The organism is Streptomyces sp. NPDC058457 (genome assembly GCF_042720695.1).
GTDB lineage: Bacteria > Actinomycetota > Actinomycetes > Streptomycetales > Streptomycetaceae > Streptomyces.
The window spans coordinates 1-18,693 of sequence record NZ_JBHXLU010000010.1; the positions used below are offsets into that span (position 1 = coordinate 1).

The window sequence follows — 18,693 nt, forward strand, 5'->3', positions numbered from 1 at the left end:
GGGGGTGGGGGGGGCGCCCCCCCGCGGGGACCTCGGCGCCGGAGAGCCGCACCACTCGGTCCGCCGCCGAGAGCAACGCCGGCCGATGCACCACCAGCATCACGGTCCGCCCCTCGGAGAGCCTCCGTACCGCCGCAACGACCTCCCCCTCGGTCACCCCGTCAAGCGCAGCCGTCGGCTCATCCAGCAACAGCACAGGCCGATCCGCCAGAAACGCCCGCGCCAACGCCAGCCGCTGCCGCTGCCCGGCGGAAAGACCGGCCCCGTCCTCGCCGAGAACCGTCTCCACCCCCTCCGGCAGCGCATCCACGAACTCCAGCGCCCCGGCGTCCCGCAACGCCCTCCGTACGGCGTCGTCGTCCGCGTCGGGACGCGCGAGCCGTACGTTCTCGGCGATCGTCCCGGCGTACAGATGCGGCCGCTGCGGAACCCACGCGATCCGCGACCGCCACTCCTCCAGGTCGACGTCGGCGAGGTCGGCTCCCCCGACCCGCACCCGCCCCGCCACCGGCGGTACGAACCCCAGCAGCACGTTCAGCAGCGTCGACTTCCCCACCCCGCTGGGGCCGACCAGTGCGACGGTCTCCCCGGGTTCGACCGTGAACGACACATCGGTCACCGCGTCCGCCGACCGGCCCGGGTACCGGACCGTCACGCCTTCGAAGGCCAGGCCGGCCCCCGCAGGGACCTCACCCGCCCCGGACGCCGGCACCGGCGTCTCCAGCACCGCGAAGATCTCCTCCGCCGCCGCCAGACCCTCCGCCGCCGCGTGGAACTGGGCGCCCACCTGCCGCAACGGCAGATACGCCTCGGGCGCCAGCACCAGGATGACCAGCCCGATGTACAGGTCCATGTCGCCGTGCACGAGCCGCATGCCGATGGTCACCGCGACCAGCGCCACCGACAGCGTGGCCAGCAGCTCAAGCGCGAAGGAGGAGAGGAAGGCGATCCGCAGCGTCCGCATGGTCGCCTGCCGGTACTCGCCGGTGATCCGGCGAATGGACTCGGCCTGCGCCTTGGCCCGCCCGAACACCTTCAGCGTGGGCAGCCCGGCGACCACGTCCAGAAAGTGGCCGGACAGCCGGGACAGCAGCCGCCACTGACGGTCCGTCCGGGACTGCGTGGCCCAGCCGATCAGCACCATGAAGAGCGGGATCAGCGGCAGCGTCCCGACGATGATCGCCGCCGAGACCCAGTCCTCGGTGACAATCCGCGCCAGCACCGCGACCGGCACGACCACCGCCAGCCCCAGCTGCGGCAGATAGCGCGAGAAATAGTCGTCGAGGGCATCGACCCCACGCGTGGCGAGGGTGACCAGGGAACCGGTCCGCTGTCCGCTCAGCCAGCCTGGACCGAGCGCCACCGCCCGGTCCAGAAGCCGCCCTCGCAGCTCGGACTTGACCGCCGCGCTCGCCCGGTGCGCGGCCAGCTCGGTGAGCCAGGAGACCAGCGCCCGGCCGCCCGCCACAGCCACCAACAGCAGCAGGGGGGTGCGGAGTTCGGAGACCGAGTGACCATGCTGGAAGGCACCGACCACCACCTCGGCGAGAAGCATGGCCTGGGCGATGACCAGCCCGGCACCGACGGCACCGAGGCCGACGATGGCCACCAGAAAGAGGCGGGTGGCACGGGTGTAACGCAGCAGACGGGGATCGATTGGTTTCACGTGAAACATGCCCTTCGGCCCGGAGAGGGCGTTTCACGTGAAACATCACGGGCCACCGCGACCATCACCATGAGACGCCCTCCCCTCGGACTCAGTGCGCGGCTTCGGTCGCTATGTGCTGCGTACCGATCCGCTTGCGGAAGACCCAGTAGGTCCACCCCTGGTAGAGCAGGACGAGCGGCGTGGCGATCGCCGCCAGCCACGTCATGATCTTCAGGGTGTACGGGCTCGACGAGGCGTTGGTGACCGTGAGGCTCCAGTCCTCGTTGAGCGACGACGGCATGACGTTCGGGAAGAGCGACAGGAAGAGCACCGCCACGGCTGCCACGATGGTCACGCCGGACAGGGCGAACGCCCATCCCTCGCGGCCTCGCAGGTTGGCCCCGAGAGCGGCTACCAGCGCGGCCACCGCCACGACCAACGCCACCAGACTCTTGCCGTCGCCGCTGTCGACCTGGGTCCACAGCAGGAAGGCCAGCGCCAGTCCGGCGGCGAGGACACCGACCTTGGTCGCCAGCTTCCGTGCCCGTACCCGGATGTCACCGACAGTCTTGAGCGCGGTGAACACCGTGCCGTGGAAGGTGAACAGGGTCAGCGTCACCAGACCGCCGAGCAGGGCGTACGGGTTGAACAGGTCCCAGAGGGTGCCGACGTACTCGAAGTTCCGGTCGATCTTCACGCCGTGCACGATGTTCCCGAAGGCCACGCCCCACAGGAACGCCGGGATCAGTGAGGTCCAGAAGATCGCGGTCTCCCAGTTGCGCTGCCAGTTCTCCTCGGGCCGCTTCGCCCGGTACTCGAAGGCGACGCCCCGGACGATCAGGCAGACCAGGATGACCAGCAGGGGCAGGTAGAAGCCGGAGAAGAGCGTGGCATACCACTCGGGGAAGGCGGCGAAGGTCGCGCCGCCCGCGGTGAGCAGCCACACCTCGTTGCCGTCCCAGACCGGGCCGATCGTGTTGATCAGCACCCGCTTCTCCAGGCGGTCCCGGGCGAGCAGCTTGGTGAGGATGCCGACCCCGAAGTCGAACCCCTCCAGGAAGAAGTAGCCGGTCCACAGGACGGCGATCAGGACGAACCAGACGTCGTGAAGTTCCATGACTGCGTCTCCCTCGGCCTAGTACGAGAAGGCCATCGGCTTGTCGGCGTCACGGGTCTCGCCGCCGATCTTCGTGGGCGGGTTGAGGTCGTCCTCGGTGAGCTCGGGCGGGCCCGCCTTCACGTACTTCACGAGCAGCTTGACCTCGACGACGGCGAGGACGGCGTAGAGCGCGGTGAAGGTGATCATCGAGATGAGGATCTCGGTCTGGGAGACACCGGGGGAGACCGCGTCACGGGTCTGCAGTACGCCGTAGACGACCCACGGCTGACGGCCCATCTCGGTGAATATCCAGCCCCAGGAGTTGGCGATCAGCGGGAAGCCGAGCGTCCAGATCGCCACCAGCCAGTACAGCCTGCCGAGCTTGGGGCTGAGCGCCTTGTTCTTGAACAGGACCAGATGCGGCACCTCGTCCTCACCGACCCTCAGGTGCTGCGGCAGCATGAACTTCTTGCGGGTCAGCCAGAGCCCGGCCAGGCCGATGGCGAAGGACGCCATGCCGAAACCGATCATCCAGCGGAACGCCCAGAAGGTGACCGGGATGATGGGCCGGTAGTCGCCGGCGCCGTACTTCTGCTGCTCGGCCTTGTTGGTGTCGTTGATGCCGGGGACGTACGAGTTGAAGTTGTCATCGGCCAGGAACGACAGCAGGCCGGGGACGGACAGCTCGACGGTGTTGTGACCCTTGCTGACGTCGCCGTAGGCGAAGATCGAGAAGGGCGCCGGCTTCTGGCCGTCCCACAGGGCCTCGGCGGCGGCCATCTTCATCGGCTGCTGCTTGAACATGACCTTGCCGAGGGTGTCACCGCTGATCGCGGTGAGCATGCCGGCGATGACGACGGTGACCAGACCGAGCCGCAGCGAGGTCTTCATCACGGAGATGTGCTTCTTGCGGAACAGGTGGAAGGCGGCGATGCCGACCATGAACGCGCCGCCGGTCAGGAAGGACGCGGACAGCGTGTGGAAGGCCTGAGCCAGCGCGGTGTTCTGGGTCAGGACCGCCCAGAAGTCGGTGAGCTCGGCCCGCCCCTTCGCCTTGTCGATCTTGTAGCCGACGGGATGCTGCATCCACGAGTTGGCCGCGAGGATGAAGTACGCGGACAGGATCGTGCCGATGGAGACCATCCAGATGCAGGCCAGGTGGATCTTCTTGGGCAGCTTGTCCCAGCCGAAGATCCACAGCCCGATGAAGGTGGACTCGAAGAAGAACGCGATCAGCGCCTCGAAGGCGAGCGGTGCACCGAAGATGTCGCCGACGAACCGCGAGTAGTCGGACCAGTTCATACCGAACTGGAACTCCTGCACGATGCCGGTGACCACGCCCATCGCGATGTTGATCAGGAAGAGCTTGCCCCAGAACTTGGTCGCCCTGAGGTACCTCTCCTTCTCCGTGCGCACCCAGGCGGTCTGCAGGCCGGCCGTGAGAGCGGCCAGCGAGATCGTCAGCGGGACGAACAGGAAGTGGTAGACGGTGGTGATGCCGAACTGCCAGCGCGCCAGTGTCTCCGGCGCCAGAGCCAGGTACACGTCGTCAGTCTCCTTACGTCGCCGTGGTACAGCGGCACATGACCTCTTTGTCACGTACATAACGCACCAAAAGGGTCAAGCTTGTGAATGCATTCACATTCACAAGCCATTATGACGCACTGATGGTCGACCATCGAAGGGGGGTCGCACTTGAGCCGTTCGGCCCCCTCCGGGAGATGCGTACGGGGCCGTCCGGCCCTCATGTCGGCCGTACGACCCCGTACCCGCGGCACCCGCCGTGGCCCGCGGAGAGTCCCCCGCCGGCCACGCGGGCTCTACAGCTCCTTGCGGAACGCCTCCGTCACCTTCACGAAGATGTCGTTCGCCTCGGTCTCGCCGACCGTCACCCGCACGCCCTCGCCCGGGAACGGCCGGACGACCACGCCGTGCTCCTCGCAGAGCTGCGCGAAGGCGGTCGTACGCTCCCCCAGCCGCAGCCACACGAAGTTGGCCTGGGTCTCGGGCACCGTCCAGCCCTGGCCGCGCAGCGCCTCGACCACGCGCTGCCGTTCGCACACCAGCGAGCCGACCCGGCCGAGCAGCTCGTCCTCGGCCCGCAGCGAAGCGATCGCGGCCTCCTGGGCGAGCTGGCTCACGCCGAAGGGGACCGCCGTCTTGCGCAGCGCCGCCGCCACCGGCTCATGCGCGATCGCGAAGCCGACGCGCAGACCCGCGAGGCCGTACGCCTTGGAGAAGGTCCGCAGGACGCAGACGTTCGGCCGCTTCCGGTAGATCTCGACGCCGTCGGGCACCTCGGGATCGCGGATGAACTCCCGGTAGGCCTCGTCAAGGACCACCAGCACGTCACTCGGCACCCGGTCCAGGAACCGCTCCAGCTCGGCCCGCTTCACCACCGTGCCGGTCGGGTTGTTGGGGTTGCAGACGAAGATCAGACGGGTGCGGTCGGTGATCGCGTCCGCCATCGCGTCCAGGTCGTGCACGTCACCCGGCGTGAGCGGCACCTGGACCGACCGGGCACCGCTGATCTGCGTGATGATCGGGTACGCCTCGAAGGACCGCCACGCGTAGATCACCTCGTCACCGGGGCCGCTGGTGGCCTGGATCAGCTGCTGGGCGACACCGACCGACCCGGTGCCGGTGGCCAGGTGGCCGAGCGGAACGCCGAAGCGGTCCGACAGCTCGTTCATCAGCCCCGTGCACGCCATGTCCGGGTAACGGTTGAAGGAGGAGGCGGCCGCGGTGACGGACTCCATCACACCGGGCAGCGGGGGATACGGGTTCTCGTTGGAGGAGAGCTTGTACGCGACCGGGCCTTCGGCCGCCGCCGGCCTGCCCGGCTTGTAGGTGGGGATACCCTCCAGCTCGGCGCGCAGCTTGGGGCTCGTCTCGCTCACCGCAGTCCTCCTCGCGACCACCGGCGGACCGTCCGAACCGCCGACATCCAATGCTCCTCACCTTATGAGGATTCGGCGCCGCTGCGTACAGCGAAGAAGCGCGCGCAGAATCGGAGCAACGCAACAACCAGGTGGAAGACGAACCGGCGCGGCGAACCTCATCTGTCCCACTGGCATCACGGGCATCACCGTACGAAGGCGCATTTATCGGGGGCGCGCCCTACATATATCTACGCGCCGGTGGCTCGCGCCGTGGCGCGCATCACCCGTGCAGGTGAGTTGAGACCTCTTCGAAACATCAGGCACTTGGCAGGCCCATCCGTGCCGACAAGTCACGTCTCACTATTGGATCGTTCAACTGACTTTCTTTCTAAGGTAGTTGACCCATATTGACCTTGCAGAAACGTGCCTGTCAACGCGTGCATATGCGTCCGCACTACCCCACCGCATGAGCCCTACTATCGGCTCGCCATGACAGCAGCAGGGAAGCACCAGGTGAGCCGCGCGGAAACCTCTCGGCGAGGCAGCCGGCCGGGCCGGGCGGGCATCAGAGACGTGGCCGCCGCCGCCGGAGTCTCCATCACGACCGTCTCCGACGCCCTGAACGGCAAGGGGCGGCTCCCGGATGCCACCCGCCGCCATGTCAGAGAGGTGGCGGACCGGCTGGGGTACCGTCCGTCGGCCGCCGCCCGCACCCTCCGTACCGGCAAGTCGGGACTCATCGGCCTGACCGTGACGACGTACGGGGATGAACCTTTCACCTTCACCGAGTTCGCGTACTTCGCCGAGATGGCGCGGGCCGCCACCTCGGCCGCGCTCGCCCGCGGCTACGCCCTGGTGATCCTGCCCGCGACCTCGCGCCACGACGTGTGGTCGAACGTCGCCCTGGACGGCACGGTCGTCATCGACCCCTCCGACCAGGACCCGGTGGTCAGCGAACTGGTGCGGCAGGGCCTGCCGGTGGTCTCCGACGGCCGCCCGGCCGGCTCGCTCCCGGTCACCGCCTGGGTGGACAACGACCACGAGGCCGCCGTCCTCGGCATCCTCGACCATCTCGCCGACGCGGGCGCCCGCCGGATCGGCCTGCTCACGGGCACCACGACGGACACGTACACACACCTGTCGACCACCGCCTACCTGCGCTGGTGCGAGCGCGTCGGCCAGGACCCGGTCTACGAGGCCTACCCGGCGCACGACCCGTGCGCGGGCGCGGTCGCCGCCGACCGGCTGCTCGCCCGTCCGGACCGCCCCGACGCCGTCTACGGCCTGTTCGACCCCAACGGCACCGACCTGCTCGCCGCCGCCCGCCGCTACGGGCTGCGCGTCCCCGACGACCTGCTCCTGGTGTGCTGCAGCGAGTCGACCGTGTACGCCAACACCGAGCCGCCCGTCACCACGCTCTCCCTGAAGCCGCGCCGCATCGGCACGGCGGTGGTGCAGCTGCTCATCGACGCGATCGAGGGGGTCGAGTCGGACCAACCGGTCGAGCAGGTGATACCGACCGAACTGATCGTGCGTACCTCCTCCCAGCGACGCACGCAGCGCACCACGGTCAGCCCGCCGCGGGCACCGGAGTAGGAGTAGCACGAGCGTGCGAAGAGCGGGGCGGCGCAGCTGCCGGGCGGCGTCGGACGACGGCCGGCAGCTGAACGGCGGGGGGTCGAACCCCTGCCCAACCGGGGCGAAAGCCACGCTGAACCGGAGTCCTGCCCGGATTCACCACCCCTGGGTCATCACACGGCGCGACGGGCATTCCTATGATGGGCCCACGACACCGCGGGCCGCTGCGACCAGGCAGTCCGAAGCGGTGCAGATGCGGCGCGATGGTGGAGGGGTCTGATGACTCAGGGGGCCGGTCAGGGACCCGAGGCGGAGCGGACGGCGACGTTGCGCGACTTCCGGGTGCCCGGGTACGTCAACGAGACCGGTCCGTACGCCCCCAGCACCCACCCCGGCGACGTCGTCCCGCCACTCGACGACATGTACCCCGAGGGGTATCCGGACGGGTACACGCCCACCCAGCGCGACCTGCCCGTCATCAACCGCGGCGACACGCTCCAGACGCCGGTCGAACCGGCCGCCGGCCCTGCCGCGCAGCCTGCGGACGGCCCCGGCCCGCTGTACGTCGTCGGTGACGTGCACGGCTACTTCGACGAGCTGTTCGCCGCGCTGCGCGAGCAGGGCCTGATCGACGCGGACGGGCAATGGTGCGCGGGCACCGCCCGGCTGTGGTTCCTCGGCGACTTCACCGACCGGGGTCCGGACGGTATCGGTGTCATCGACCTGGTGATGCGGCTGTCCGCCGAGGCGGCCGCGGCCGGCGGCTACTGCAAGGCCCTCATGGGCAACCACGAACTGCTGCTGCTCGGCGCCAAGCGGTTCGGTGACACGCCCGTGAACTCCGGCGCGGGTACGGCCACCTTCCAGGCGGCATGGCTGCTCAACGGCGGCCAGAAGACCGACATGGACCGGCTCCAGGACCACCACCTCCAGTGGATGGCCCGCCTGGACGCCGTCGAGGAGGTCGACGGCTATCTGCTGGTCCACTCCGACACCACCGCCTACCTCGACTACGGCGACTCGATCGAGGCGGTCAACGACACCGTCCGCGAGACCATCACGCGTAATGACGCGGACGAGGTGTGGGATCTGTTCCGCAAGTTCACCAAACGCTTCTCCTTCCGCGACGAGGGGGGTGCAGACGCCGTCCGTTCCCTTCTCGATACGTACGGCGGCACCCGCATCGTTCACGGACACAGCCCGATTCCCTATCTGCTGGGGGAAGTCGGCTCCGAGGAGGGCGAAGAGGGCACCGGCCCCGTTGTGGCGGGACCGCACGTCTACGCAGACGGGCTCGCCATCGCCATGGACGGCGGCGTGACCATGGCCGGAAAGCTGCTGGTGAGGCAACTTCCGCTGGACAACTGAGCGTTCGCCGGGCTGTTCCGACCCCCCGACGTCACACGCGGGCAACCCCAATTTCCGGCAACCCCCTGTCACCGCGTGCCGTAACGGCTCTACCATCGGTTTATCCGTAGCAGGCTCCCCTCCGTTTCTGCCCGACGGTTCGCCGGCGTGCGAGCCACAAGCCCTACGGAGCATCGGGGGATGCACATGAACAGCGTTCCGCAGCACCTGCACAGCGAGGACCGCCAGGAATACGAGCGGATCCTCGATGAGGCGCTGCGCTCCGCCCAGTACCGTCCCGAACTGGCCGGTATAGGCCAGCGTTTGAACACCGAACAGCTGCGCACCATGGCGCTCAACGCCACCGCACTGATCACGGCGGCCGCGGCGACCGAGTACCAGCACTATGTGAAGGTCCGCGAGGAACTGCGCAATCCGGCGCGGTCCACCCCGGCCGCCGTCCACGAGTCCGGCTCCGCAGAGCCGGGCACGGGCGGCGCGATGGGGCTCGCCACCACCCTCGGCGAGGCCGCCGAGACCACCGGCGCCGGAGGCTTCGCCCTCGCCCTGGTCCTGGCGCCGGTGCTCGCCGGCACCGCCGCAGCGATCTTCCTGCTCGTCGGCTACGTCCTGAAGATGCTGGACCCGGCCCCGGCGTTCGCCCAGACCATGCTCACCGCGGGCTGGGTGTTCGGCGTGGTGACCGCGGCCGCCATCATCATGGCCGGCGCGGGACTGCTGCTCACCGCACTGCGCAACAGCCCCTCGCTGGAGGCCGGAGCCTACGGCGAACCCGGCGGGGAGGTGGCCAAGGCCCGGGAGGCCTGGCGGGACGCCCTGCTGGAGCGCGGCATCCTGCCCTTCCTGCGGGAAGCACTGGCCACCGACACCGGCACGGCCGGACTGCGCCACACCGCCCCGTCGAGTCCGGCGGGCCGGATGCCACGACTCGGTTACGACCGTCCCGGCTTCAGCACCGACGACGGTACCGCCCCCGCCCCCCGCCCGAGCTTCACCAGCCCGGACTACACCAGCCCGGACTTCGGAGGCCCGGAACACCAGCCGGAATGACCCGGCTTGCGCCCCCGGCCAGGGGGCGCAGGCCGGACACCCGGTCTACGAGGCCGCGCCGGGGAGCCGGCGGGCGGAGCGCCCGTCGAACTCCTCCCGCGCCGCCTGCATGGCGGCGACGTTCGCCTGCGACCAGTCGGTGATGCGCTGCACGAGCCCGCCCGCCTCCTGGCCCAGCCGGGTCAGCCGGTACTCCACCCGCGGCGGCACCGTCGGATACACCGTGCGGGTCAGCAGTCCCTCCCGCTCCAGCGCGCGCAGGGTCTGCGTCAGCACCTTCGGCGTCACACCGTCCAGCCGTCTGCGCAGCTCCGCGAACCGAATGGGCCGACCGTCCGCAAGGGCCACCAGCACCAGCATGGTCCACTTGCCGGCGATCACGTCCAGCACGGCACGGGTGGGGCAGTCGCGCAGGAAGACGTCCACGCCGCCGTGTTCTCTCAGGTCGAAGCCGGTATCCATGAGGAACCTCGATATCAGGAAAGTGCCTACTTCCACAGGACAGTTGCCGGGACCGAGCATGGAACGCGCCGCGACCGCCGCGCCCCGCCGCCACCCGCCGCCACCCGCCGCCCGCCGCCCGCCGCCCGCCGCCCGCCGCCGAGGAGCCTTGGTCTGATGTCCGTCCGTATGCATGCCGTCGTCCAGTCCGTGTTCGGTGGTCCCGAGACGCTGGAGTACGCCGAGACCGGCATACCGGAACCGGGCCCCGGCGAGGTGCTGCTGCGGGTCGCCGGGGCCGGGGTCAATCCCGGCGACGCGGTGCTCCGCTCCGGCCGGGTGCCGGAGCTGGTCGAGCTGCCGTGGACGCCGGGCAACGATGTCGCCGGTGTCGTCGAGCGGGCAGGCGAGGGCGTGACACGGTTCGCCCCGGGCGACAGGGTGTACGGCATGCTGCCGGTCTCCCGGCGCGGTGCGTACGCCGAGTTCACCGCCGCATCGGCCGAGGCGCTGGCCCCTGCTCCCGGGAACGTGGATCTGGCGGTCGCGGGTGCCGTCCCCCTGGCCGCGGTGACCGCCTGGCAGGCGCTGGCCGTGCTGGCGCGGGTCCGGCCCGGTGACCGAGTGCTGATCCATGCGGCGGCCGGTGGCGTCGGCCATGTCGCGGTGCAGCTGGCCAAGGAGCTGGGGGCGTACGTCATCGGCACCGCCCGGGCCGGCCGGCACGACCTGCTGCGCGGGCTGGGTGCCGACGAGCTGATCGACTACACGACCACCGGCTTCGAGTCCGCCGTGGCTCCGGTGGACACGGTCCTGGACCTGGTCGGCGGCTCCTACGGACCGCGCTCCCTCGATGTGCTGCGCCCCGGCGGCCTGCTCGTCGGTGCGTCGATCGACCCGGGAACGGACGAACTCCAGGCGGCCGAGCGCGGGATGCGCTACGTATGGGTCACTGCTGCTCCCTCCGGTGAGCTGCTGGAACGGATCACGGAACGTATCGAGGCGGGCCGGCTGCGGGTACTCGTCCAGGACACCTACCCGCTGTCCGAGGCCGCCGAGGCCCACCGCGCGATCGAGGCCGGCCGCACCACCGGAAAACTCGTCCTGGTCCCATGAGAGGCACTACCGTCCCCCTGTGACGGTCCGTCCATGAAGGTCCGTCACAAGGTGCGCGTGGTCCGCTCGACGGTGACCACCCGAACTCGCCGCGTACGTGCTGGCCCACGTCGAGGCATGGCGAGCCCGATAGCCGGGGCAGTGTGCCGGAGCCCGCTTCCCGAACCGCCGGCACACTCCCGGGCCCGCCCTCAGTCCGCGATCGGCAGATACACCCGGTTGCCCGCGGCCGCGAACTCCTTCGACTTCTGAGCCATCCCCGCCTCAACCTCGGCCCGACTCCCGCCGTGCTCGCGACGGATGTCCTGCGAGATCTTCATCGAGAACAGGTTCGGGCCGGAGTCACTCGCGGAGCCTGGGATGAGGCTGTCGTCGTATCCCCTTCAGGATGGCCCCCAGCTTGTACGCCGACTCAAACTGAGCACTCCTCGGACAGTCGGACGGTACGGTTCACACGTGCATTGATCTTCTGAGCGGCGGCCAGGGCCCCGCAGACGGGTTGAGGCGACTCCGGCAGGCGGGGCCGCCTGACAGGCGTAGCCGTCACTACTTCACCGGAGATCACGCAATGGCTGCTCAGCAGCTCATCACCTACCGTGCGTTCGTCGAACTCGCCACAGCTGACCACCACGTTGTCGGGCTCGTGCTCAAGGGATCTCAGGCCCATGAAGGCATGCCGACGAGGTACTCCGATCACGACCTATACGTCGTCGTCGCTGACGACGCAGCAACGGATCTCACTCGGTTCGCCGACCATCGCACAGCCGAGCTCGACCTCGTCATCCTCCCGCTTGCTGAATTCCGGACTGCAGGAATGCCTGGCTTCGAACGCTACGCCCTGGCCCGCTCCCAGATCGTGCTCGACCGGCTCGACGGAGGCATTGCCCAGATCCTGGCCGCCAAAGCCCGGCTCGGCGTCGATGAGGCTTTCCGGGACGCCGGAGAGTGGCTCGACGCCTACACCAACTCTGTCTACCGCTCCGTCAAGAACGACCGCGATGGGCATCCCTTCGCCGCCCGCCTCGACGCTGCCGACAGCATCGGTAGTCTGTTGGAGTTGCTCTTCGCGCTCGACCGGCGCCCCCGTCCGTACAACAAGTACCTGGAGTGGGAACTCGCCCGCTACCCGCTGCCCGGTTGGGACACCGATTCGCTGCTGGACACCTTGGCCCGCATCTCAGCAACAGGCGAGGTGCCCTTGCAGCGGAGCCTCTTCGGCCGTGTCGAGGCAGCGGCCCGACGTGCAGGGCACGGCGCGGTTCTGGATGCATGGGGCGAGGACCTGAACCTGATGCGTCCGCAATAGCAGCTGCCGATTCACCCACTGACTCCAGCGAGTTTCGTCACAGGCCAACGGCGTGAAGCTCTGACGTGGCGGTGCTCCCAACCTTTCCCTCAAGGGAGCACCGCGTCACGGCGTCAGTCGGCGATCGGCAGGTAGACCCGGTTCCCGCTCGCCGCGAACTCCTTCGACTTCTGGAGCATCCCCTCCGCGATCTCCTCGGGCGACGCCCCCTCGGCCGCCGCGCCACCGAACCGCTCTGTGATGCTTTGGCTAATCTTCATCGAGCAGAACTTCGGCCCGCACATCGAGCAGAAGTGGGCCGTCTTCGCCGGCTCCGCCGGAAGTGTCTCGTCGTGGAACTCGCGGGCCGTGTCCGGGTCCAGGGCGAGGTTGAACTGGTCCTCCCACCGGAACTCGAAGCGGGCGTCGGACAGCGCGTCGTCCCACTCCTGTGCACCCGGGTGGCCCTTGGCGAGGTCGGCCGCATGGGCGGCGATCTTGTAGGTGATGACGCCGGTCTTGACGTCGTCCCGGTTGGGCAGGCCCAGGTGCTCCTTGGGCGTGACGTAGCAGAGCATCGCCGTGCCCCACCAGGCGATCATCGCGGCACCGATACCGGAGGTGATGTGGTCGTACGCCGGCGCGACGTCCGTGGTCAGCGGGCCGAGCGTATAGAACGGAGCTTCATCGCAGATCTCCTGCTGAAGGTCGATGTTCTCCTTGATCTTGTGCATCGGGACATGGCCCGGGCCCTCGATCATCGTCTGTACATGGAAACGCTTCGCGATCCGGTTGAGTTCCCCGAGCGTGCGCAACTCCGCGAACTGCGCCTCGTCGTTGGCGTCCGCGATGGAGCCGGGGCGCAGACCGTCGCCCAGGGAGTACGTGACGTCGTAGGCGGCGAGGATCTCGCAGAGTTCCTCGAAGTTCTCGTACAGGAACGACTCCTTGTGGTGCGCCAGGCACCAGGCCGCCATGATCGAGCCGCCGCGCGAGACGATGCCGGTCTTGCGGTTGGCGGTGAGCGGCACGTACGGGAGGCGCACGCCCGCGTGGACGGTCATGTAGTCCACGCCCTGCTCGGCCTGTTCGACGACCGTGTCCTTGTAGATCTCCCAGGTCAGTTCCTCGGCCCTGCCGTCGACCTTCTCCAGGGCCTGGTAGAGCGGCACCGTACCGATGGGGACGGGGGAGTTGCGCAGCACCCACTCGCGGGTGGTGTGGATGTTGCGGCCGGTGGAGAGGTCCATGACCGTGTCGGCGCCCCAGCGGGTCGCCCAGGTCATCTTCTCGACCTCCTCCTCGATGGAGGAAGTGACCGCGGAGTTGCCGATGTTGGCGTTGACCTTCACCAGGAACCGCTTGCCGATGATCATCGGCTCGATCTCCGGGTGGTTGACGTTGGCGGGCAGTACGGCCCTGCCCGCCGCGATCTCCTCGCGGACCACCTCGGGAGAAACGTTCTCGCGGACGGCCACGTACTCCATCTCCGGGGTGATCTCGCCCCGGCGGGCGTACGCGAGCTGCGTCACCGCCTCGCCGTCCCGGCTGCGGCGCGGCTGGCGCGGGCGGCCCGGGAAGACCGCGTCCAGGTTGCGCAGGCCACCTCGCGGCGAGGTGTGCTTGATCCCGTCGTCCTCGGGACGGACGGGCCGGCCCGCGTACTCGGCGGTGTCGCCGCGGGCGGTGATCCAGTTCTCCCGCAGCGGCGGCAGGCCCCTGCGGACGTCGGTCTCGACGAGCGGATCGGTGTACGGGCCGGAGGTGTCGTAGAGCGTGACCGACTGCCCGTTGGTGAGGTGCACCTGACGGACCGGCACCCGGAGGTCGGGGCGGGAGCCCTCGACATACCCCTTGTGCCAGCCGATGGACTTCCCGGCCTCCTGGGGCGTTTCGCCCATAATGGGCTGTTCGTCCTGGCTGAAGGCAGGCGTGCGCGCGTCCTTGTTGGTCATGAGACCTACTCCCTACGCCGGCATTACCCGGTAACAGGTTCGGCGGTCGACGCAGCGGCTTCCGTCGGGCGGCGTTTCCTGTGAAACATCACTCGTTCCACGTGAAACGTCGCGAATACGGAGGTCAGCGCCCTCTCAGCCCGGTGCTCCGAGCTCCCGCGTGTGCAAAGGTGCCTCCACGCTAGCGTCAATTCGGGCGCGGTGAACAGAGGGCCCCTGCCGTTCTTGCGATGATCGGGCGGTGACCTCGACACAGCAGCACCCCTATCCGCCCCCAGACCCGCGGCGCGGCAACGGCGCCACGCAGGGCGGCGGATCCGGCCACGGGGGCCATGGTGCCGGTGACGGACACATCCACGGGCAGGGCGAGCCGTACGACCAGGGGCACGCTCTCAGCCACGCCCGCCATCACGACAACGGCCAAGCCCACGGCCACGGGGAGGCCCATGGCCATTCGCCCGGTCCGAGTACCGGCCAGAGCGGCTCCGGGCCCGGCGGTGGTCACGGCCACTCGCACGGACACAGCCACAGCCACGGCCCTGCCGCGCCCGTCTCCAAGCATCTGCGCAAGGTCATCGCGGCCATCCTGATCCCCTTCACCGCCGCGGTCGTGGTCGGCCTGGTGGTGCTGTGGCCCGGCGGTGCCCCGTCGCACGAGCGCACCGGCGTCGGCTTCGACCGCCAGACGCAGGCGGCGACGGTCACCAAGGTCGTCTCGGTCAGCTGCAAGTCGGTCAACGCCTCCGGCGGCGGCTCGACCGGAGACACCTCCACCACCGACGGCACTTCCTCGAAGGAGGAGGGCGGCACCTGCAAGAAGGCCACGGTCCGGGTCGACGTCGGCAAGGACAAGGGCCGTACCTTCACCGAGATCGTGCAGCCCGATCAGTCGCGGCAGTTGCACGAGGGTGAGAAGGTCGTGGCCGCGTACGAACCCTCCGCACCCAAGGACCTGCAGTACTCGGTCACCGACGTGAACCGGAAGTTCCCGATGGCACTGCTGGCCGGGATCTTCGCACTCGCCGTGGTGGTGGTGGGCCGGCTGCGCGGTGTGATGGCGCTGGTCGCGCTGGCGGTCAGCTTCCTGGTGCTGACCCTGTTCATCCTGCCGGGAATCCTGCAGGGATCGAACCCGCTGCTGATGGCGGTGGTCGGGTCGAGCGCCATCATGCTGATCGCCCTGTACATCTGCCACGGGCTGTCGGCCCGGACCTCGGTGGCGGTGCTCGGCACGCTGGTCTCGCTGTGTCTGATCGGCCTGCTCGGCTCGGAGTTCATCGACTGGGCCGCGCTCACCGGCAACACCGACGACAACACCGGCCTGATCCACGGCCTGTATCCGTCGATCGACATGAGCGGTCTGCTGCTGGCCGGTGTCATCATCGGCTCGCTGGGTGTCCTGGACGACGTGACGGTGACCCAGACCTCGGCCGTCTGGGAACTGCACGAGGCCAACCCGACGATGGGCTGGCGCGGGCTGTACCGGGCGGGCATCCGCATCGGCCGTGACCACATCGCGTCCGTCGTCAACACCCTCGTGCTGGCTTATGCGGGTGCCGCGCTACCGCTGCTGCTGCTCTTCTCGATCGCGCAGAGCAGTGTGGCCACGGTCGCCAACAGCGAGCTGGTCGCCGAGGAGATCGTGCGCACCCTGGTCGGCTCGATCGGCCTGGTCGCCTCGGTGCCGGTCACCACGCTGCTCGCGGCCCTGGTGGTGTCCGCCGACCGGCCGGGCACGGAGACAGCCGTGCCCGTGGAGGCCGCGCCGGCCGCGGGACGCGGCGGGCGGGGACGGCGCCGGAAGCGGTGAGGCGCAGTGGACGGCCCGGGAGGAGGCCATCCACGAGGCACGAGGTGAGACACGGGCGGTCCACATGAGGAGAAGCGTTCCGGCTGGGGGTCGGCGCCGAACACGCAGAAGCGTTCCTGCGCGTCCTCACGCGACTCGTCGGAGCGGCGTGCGCCCTGTGCCGTAACGCTTCAGCCGGCACTCTGCTCCTCGGCCAGGATGCGGTCCAGGGCCTCGTCGAGATGGGCGTCGAAGTCGGCGAGCGAGCCCTCCTGGCCGAGCGGCACCAGCTTGTCCGTTCGGTCGAGGAAAGCCACCAACGGAGGTGCGGAGGACCGGAACACCGCCTGGTCGCCGCCGACCTGAAGCCGGATGAGTACCTCGCCCAGCACCTCGGCATCGGCGGGCGCGATGTGCACATCACCCTCGCCGCACGGCCGCCCCACCCCGTCGATCAGCAGCTCGCGGCCGAAGGCCCAGGTCACCGGCGCGTCCCCGGGCAGGTGGAAGGTGAGCCGGACGGCATAGGGATCACAGGTCTCGTAGCGCAACTCCACGGGGATGCGGAAGGAGAGCTCCTCCGAGACGAGAAAGCTCATCATGACTTCTGCTTGTACGGACTCGCGCATTGCCTACCCCGTCATATGACACCGACTGGCCGGGTTTTATCCCTTTGATGGTGGTCAAATCTTGCTGAACGTACACGGGAGATCACAAGGAGTGAGTTTTCAGATACTGATAGCGATCGCCAGGGACCCCAGATGCCGAGCCACTTCGGCCTGCAGCTGCCGGACGGCGGGCAGCAGCCGGTCGGCCTGGTGGAGGGGGAGGGAGACGGCGATGGTGGCGGCCGTGGTGCCGACGGTGAGGGGAATCGCCGCGCACACCGTCCCCAGTGCGTACTCCTGGCGCTCCACCACCGGTTCCATCCGCCGCGTCCGCTCCAGCCGCCGCAGCAGCGTCTGACCGTCACGGACCGTGTACGGGGTGAGGGGCCGCACGGGATGGCGGCCCAGATGGTCGCGGCGGACGTCCTCGTCCAACTGGGAGAGGAGACACTGGCCGACGGCGTGCGCGTGCCCGGTCTCGCGGAAACCGGCCCACTCCTCGACCGCCGGGGTACCCGGGGAGTCGGAGACGCACATGACATCGATCTCGCCGTCCCGGTACATGGCGTAATACACCGGGACACCGATCGAATCGCGCCAGTGGGCGAGGGTGTCGACGACCGCGCTGCGACGTTTCTGCTGCGCCCCGCTGCTGCTCAGCCGCTCCGCCGCCTCGCCGAGGAAGAAGAGCCCCTTGTCGCGGCGCAGATAGCCCTCGTGGACCAGGGTGCGCAGCAGGTGGTAGGCGGTGGGCAGCGCGAGGCCCGTTTCACGGGCCAGTTGTTTGGCGGGTGCGCCGTGTGCGTGTCCGGCGACGCACTCCAGCAGGCGCATCGCGCGCTGCACGGAGCCGATGAGCGTGGCCGAGTGCGGCTGTGCGGGGTCGACCGGGGTGGCCGGCCGCTGTACGGGGGGTGTGCTGGAACGTCGTTGGGCGGGGGGTGCTGGATGTTCCGTGGGTGCGGGGGCGGCGTCAAGCGTGGCCAAGGGTCACTCCCGGAGCGCGAGGGGGTCAGCGACTCTAACCGTCCGCCGGCGCTCCCGGTCCGCCTGTACGGGAAACTTCCCTCCCCCGAGGGAACCGGTGATTCCTGTTACCGGCCACCGATTCCCACGGTCCTCACCAGTCGCTCTTCGACGAGGAGTTCGACATGAACTTCCGCACGATGTAGATCAGTCCGCCGACCAGCGCCACGAAGATCAGCAGCTTGAAGAGCACGAAGACCACCCAGCTGATCACGGCCGTGATCAGGCCGCCGAACACCACCAGCGCGATGACCGGCACCGCGATCCACTTCACCCACCACGGCAGACCCGTGAAGATCTCTCGCATTGCCCTGTCCTCCGCCTTCTCGTGCGCTCCGGCACGTACGGTCTCGTGCGTCCCGCACGATGCGATGTCCTGCACTCGATGCTAGAGCCGCGAGGGGGCCGTTCGGAGGTCTCTGATCCCTTGTCCTCCCCTGACCCTTCCCCTAGGGAACCCCGAGAGCCGACGTCAGGCCTCGGGGGGAGAGAAGACGACCAGAACCCTCAGATCCTCACTGATGTGATGGAACTTGTGGGCCACCCCGGCCGGAACGTACACCACACTGCCGCGCGCCACCTGCGTGGTCTCCATGCCGACCGTGATCGCGGCGCGGCCGCTGACGACGAAGTAGACCTCGTCCTGGTTGTGCGGCTGTTGCGGGTCGTGCGAGCCCGCGTCGAGGGCGTAGAGACCGACCGACATGTTCCGTTCCCGCAGGAACTGCAGGTATGCCCCGTCGTTGGCGGCGCGTTCCGCCTCCAGTTCGTCCAGCCGGAATGCCTTCATCTCGGTTGTCGCCCTCGCCTCACTATTTGCATCCGATCTCTTCTGTCACGATCAGACA

16 protein-coding genes, 1 pseudogene and 1 riboswitch are annotated in these 18,693 nt (G+C 68.9%); of the genes and pseudogenes, 6 read left to right on the top strand and 11 right to left on the bottom strand.

Going from position 1 to position 18,693, the window contains the following annotated elements; all coding sequences use genetic code 11:
- From cydD to hisC, 4 genes are all read right to left on the bottom strand, one after another.
- Positions 1-1,675 (bottom strand): thiol reductant ABC exporter subunit CydD (gene cydD / locus ACFWPS_RS10905; RefSeq protein ID WP_383703351.1); only part of this gene is annotated, 1,675 nt, incomplete at its 3' end.
- A gap of 82 nt (positions 1,676-1,757) precedes the next feature.
- The gene (gene cydB, locus ACFWPS_RS10910; RefSeq protein WP_383703353.1) at positions 1,758-2,765 is read right to left on the bottom strand and encodes a cytochrome d ubiquinol oxidase subunit II; all 1,008 of its coding nucleotides are present in this window, start codon (positions 2,763-2,765) and stop codon (positions 1,758-1,760) included.
- 18 nt (positions 2,766-2,783) lie between these two features.
- Positions 2,784-4,292 (bottom strand): cytochrome ubiquinol oxidase subunit I, encoded by a 1,509-nt coding sequence (locus ACFWPS_RS10915; protein WP_383703355.1) that lies wholly within the window; start codon positions 4,290-4,292, stop codon positions 2,784-2,786.
- 275 nt (positions 4,293-4,567) lie between these two features.
- Positions 4,568-5,647: a histidinol-phosphate transaminase gene (hisC, locus tag ACFWPS_RS10920; protein ID WP_383703357.1), complete on the bottom strand. Its 1,080-nt coding sequence runs from the start codon at positions 5,645-5,647 to the stop codon at positions 4,568-4,570.
- Positions 5,648-6,118: 471 nt separating this feature from the next.
- Here hisC and ACFWPS_RS10925 point away from each other — a divergent pair, with 471 nt between their 5' ends.
- The 3 genes from ACFWPS_RS10925 (at position 6,119) to ACFWPS_RS10935 (ending at position 9,625) form a co-directional block, all read left to right on the top strand.
- A complete protein-coding gene (locus tag ACFWPS_RS10925; protein ID WP_383703358.1) occupies positions 6,119-7,225 on the top strand; it encodes a LacI family DNA-binding transcriptional regulator in 1,107 nt (368 codons plus the stop codon).
- A 261-nt stretch (positions 7,226-7,486) separates the two neighbouring features.
- The gene (locus ACFWPS_RS10930) at positions 7,487-8,575 is read left to right on the top strand and encodes a metallophosphoesterase (RefSeq protein ID WP_383703360.1); all 1,089 of its coding nucleotides are present in this window, start codon (positions 7,487-7,489) and stop codon (positions 8,573-8,575) included.
- Between the two features lie 180 nt (positions 8,576-8,755).
- Complete coding sequence (locus ACFWPS_RS10935) at positions 8,756-9,625, top strand: hypothetical protein (RefSeq protein ID WP_383703363.1); 870 nt, start codon at positions 8,756-8,758, stop codon at positions 9,623-9,625.
- Positions 9,626-9,670: 45 nt separating this feature from the next.
- Here ACFWPS_RS10935 and ACFWPS_RS10940 read toward each other — a convergent pair whose 3' ends face one another.
- Complete coding sequence (locus tag ACFWPS_RS10940) at positions 9,671-10,087, bottom strand: winged helix-turn-helix transcriptional regulator (protein ID WP_383703365.1); 417 nt, start codon at positions 10,085-10,087, stop codon at positions 9,671-9,673.
- 156 nt (positions 10,088-10,243) lie between these two features.
- Here ACFWPS_RS10940 and ACFWPS_RS10945 point away from each other — a divergent pair, with 156 nt between their 5' ends.
- Positions 10,244-11,182, top strand: coding sequence for an NADP-dependent oxidoreductase (locus ACFWPS_RS10945; RefSeq protein WP_383703367.1), 939 nt, complete (start codon positions 10,244-10,246; stop codon positions 11,180-11,182).
- Positions 11,183-11,373: 191 nt separating this feature from the next.
- On the opposite strand, the pseudogene ACFWPS_RS10950 reads toward ACFWPS_RS10945, so the two are convergent.
- Positions 11,374-11,565, bottom strand: a pseudogene (locus ACFWPS_RS10950) (phosphomethylpyrimidine synthase ThiC); the annotation flags it as partial.
- 185 nt (positions 11,566-11,750) lie between these two features.
- Between ACFWPS_RS10950 and ACFWPS_RS10955 the strand changes: the two are divergent.
- Complete coding sequence (locus tag ACFWPS_RS10955; RefSeq protein WP_383703369.1) at positions 11,751-12,488, top strand: hypothetical protein; 738 nt, start codon at positions 11,751-11,753, stop codon at positions 12,486-12,488.
- A 113-nt stretch (positions 12,489-12,601) separates the two neighbouring features.
- On the opposite strand, the gene thiC is transcribed toward ACFWPS_RS10955, so the two are convergent.
- The gene (thiC, locus tag ACFWPS_RS10960; RefSeq protein WP_383703371.1) at positions 12,602-14,422 is read right to left on the bottom strand and encodes a phosphomethylpyrimidine synthase ThiC; all 1,821 of its coding nucleotides are present in this window, start codon (positions 14,420-14,422) and stop codon (positions 12,602-12,604) included.
- Positions 14,415-14,592: riboswitch (TPP riboswitch) on the bottom strand. It overlaps the preceding gene by 8 nt.
- A gap of 71 nt (positions 14,593-14,663) precedes the next feature.
- On the opposite strand from thiC, the gene ACFWPS_RS10965 reads away from it, so the two are divergent.
- On the top strand, positions 14,664-16,232 hold the full coding sequence (locus ACFWPS_RS10965; RefSeq protein WP_383703373.1) for a YibE/F family protein: 1,569 nt from the start codon (positions 14,664-14,666) through the stop codon (positions 16,230-16,232).
- A 170-nt stretch (positions 16,233-16,402) separates the two neighbouring features.
- Here ACFWPS_RS10965 and ACFWPS_RS10970 read toward each other — a convergent pair whose 3' ends face one another.
- The 4 genes from ACFWPS_RS10970 to ACFWPS_RS10985 all read right to left on the bottom strand — a co-directional run bounded on the left by ACFWPS_RS10970 (position 16,403) and on the right by ACFWPS_RS10985 (position 18,635).
- On the bottom strand, positions 16,403-16,840 hold the full coding sequence (locus tag ACFWPS_RS10970) for an SsgA family sporulation/cell division regulator (protein ID WP_383703375.1): 438 nt from the start codon (positions 16,838-16,840) through the stop codon (positions 16,403-16,405).
- Between the two features lie 99 nt (positions 16,841-16,939).
- A complete protein-coding gene (locus tag ACFWPS_RS10975) occupies positions 16,940-17,665 on the bottom strand; it encodes an IclR family transcriptional regulator (RefSeq protein ID WP_383703651.1) in 726 nt (241 codons plus the stop codon).
- Between the two features lie 274 nt (positions 17,666-17,939).
- On the bottom strand, positions 17,940-18,152 hold the full coding sequence (locus ACFWPS_RS10980) for a DUF5326 family protein (protein WP_383703377.1): 213 nt from the start codon (positions 18,150-18,152) through the stop codon (positions 17,940-17,942).
- A gap of 165 nt (positions 18,153-18,317) precedes the next feature.
- Positions 18,318-18,635 (bottom strand): cupin domain-containing protein, encoded by a 318-nt coding sequence (locus ACFWPS_RS10985; protein ID WP_089100494.1) that lies wholly within the window; start codon positions 18,633-18,635, stop codon positions 18,318-18,320.
- Between the last annotated feature and the right edge of the window lie 58 nt (positions 18,636-18,693).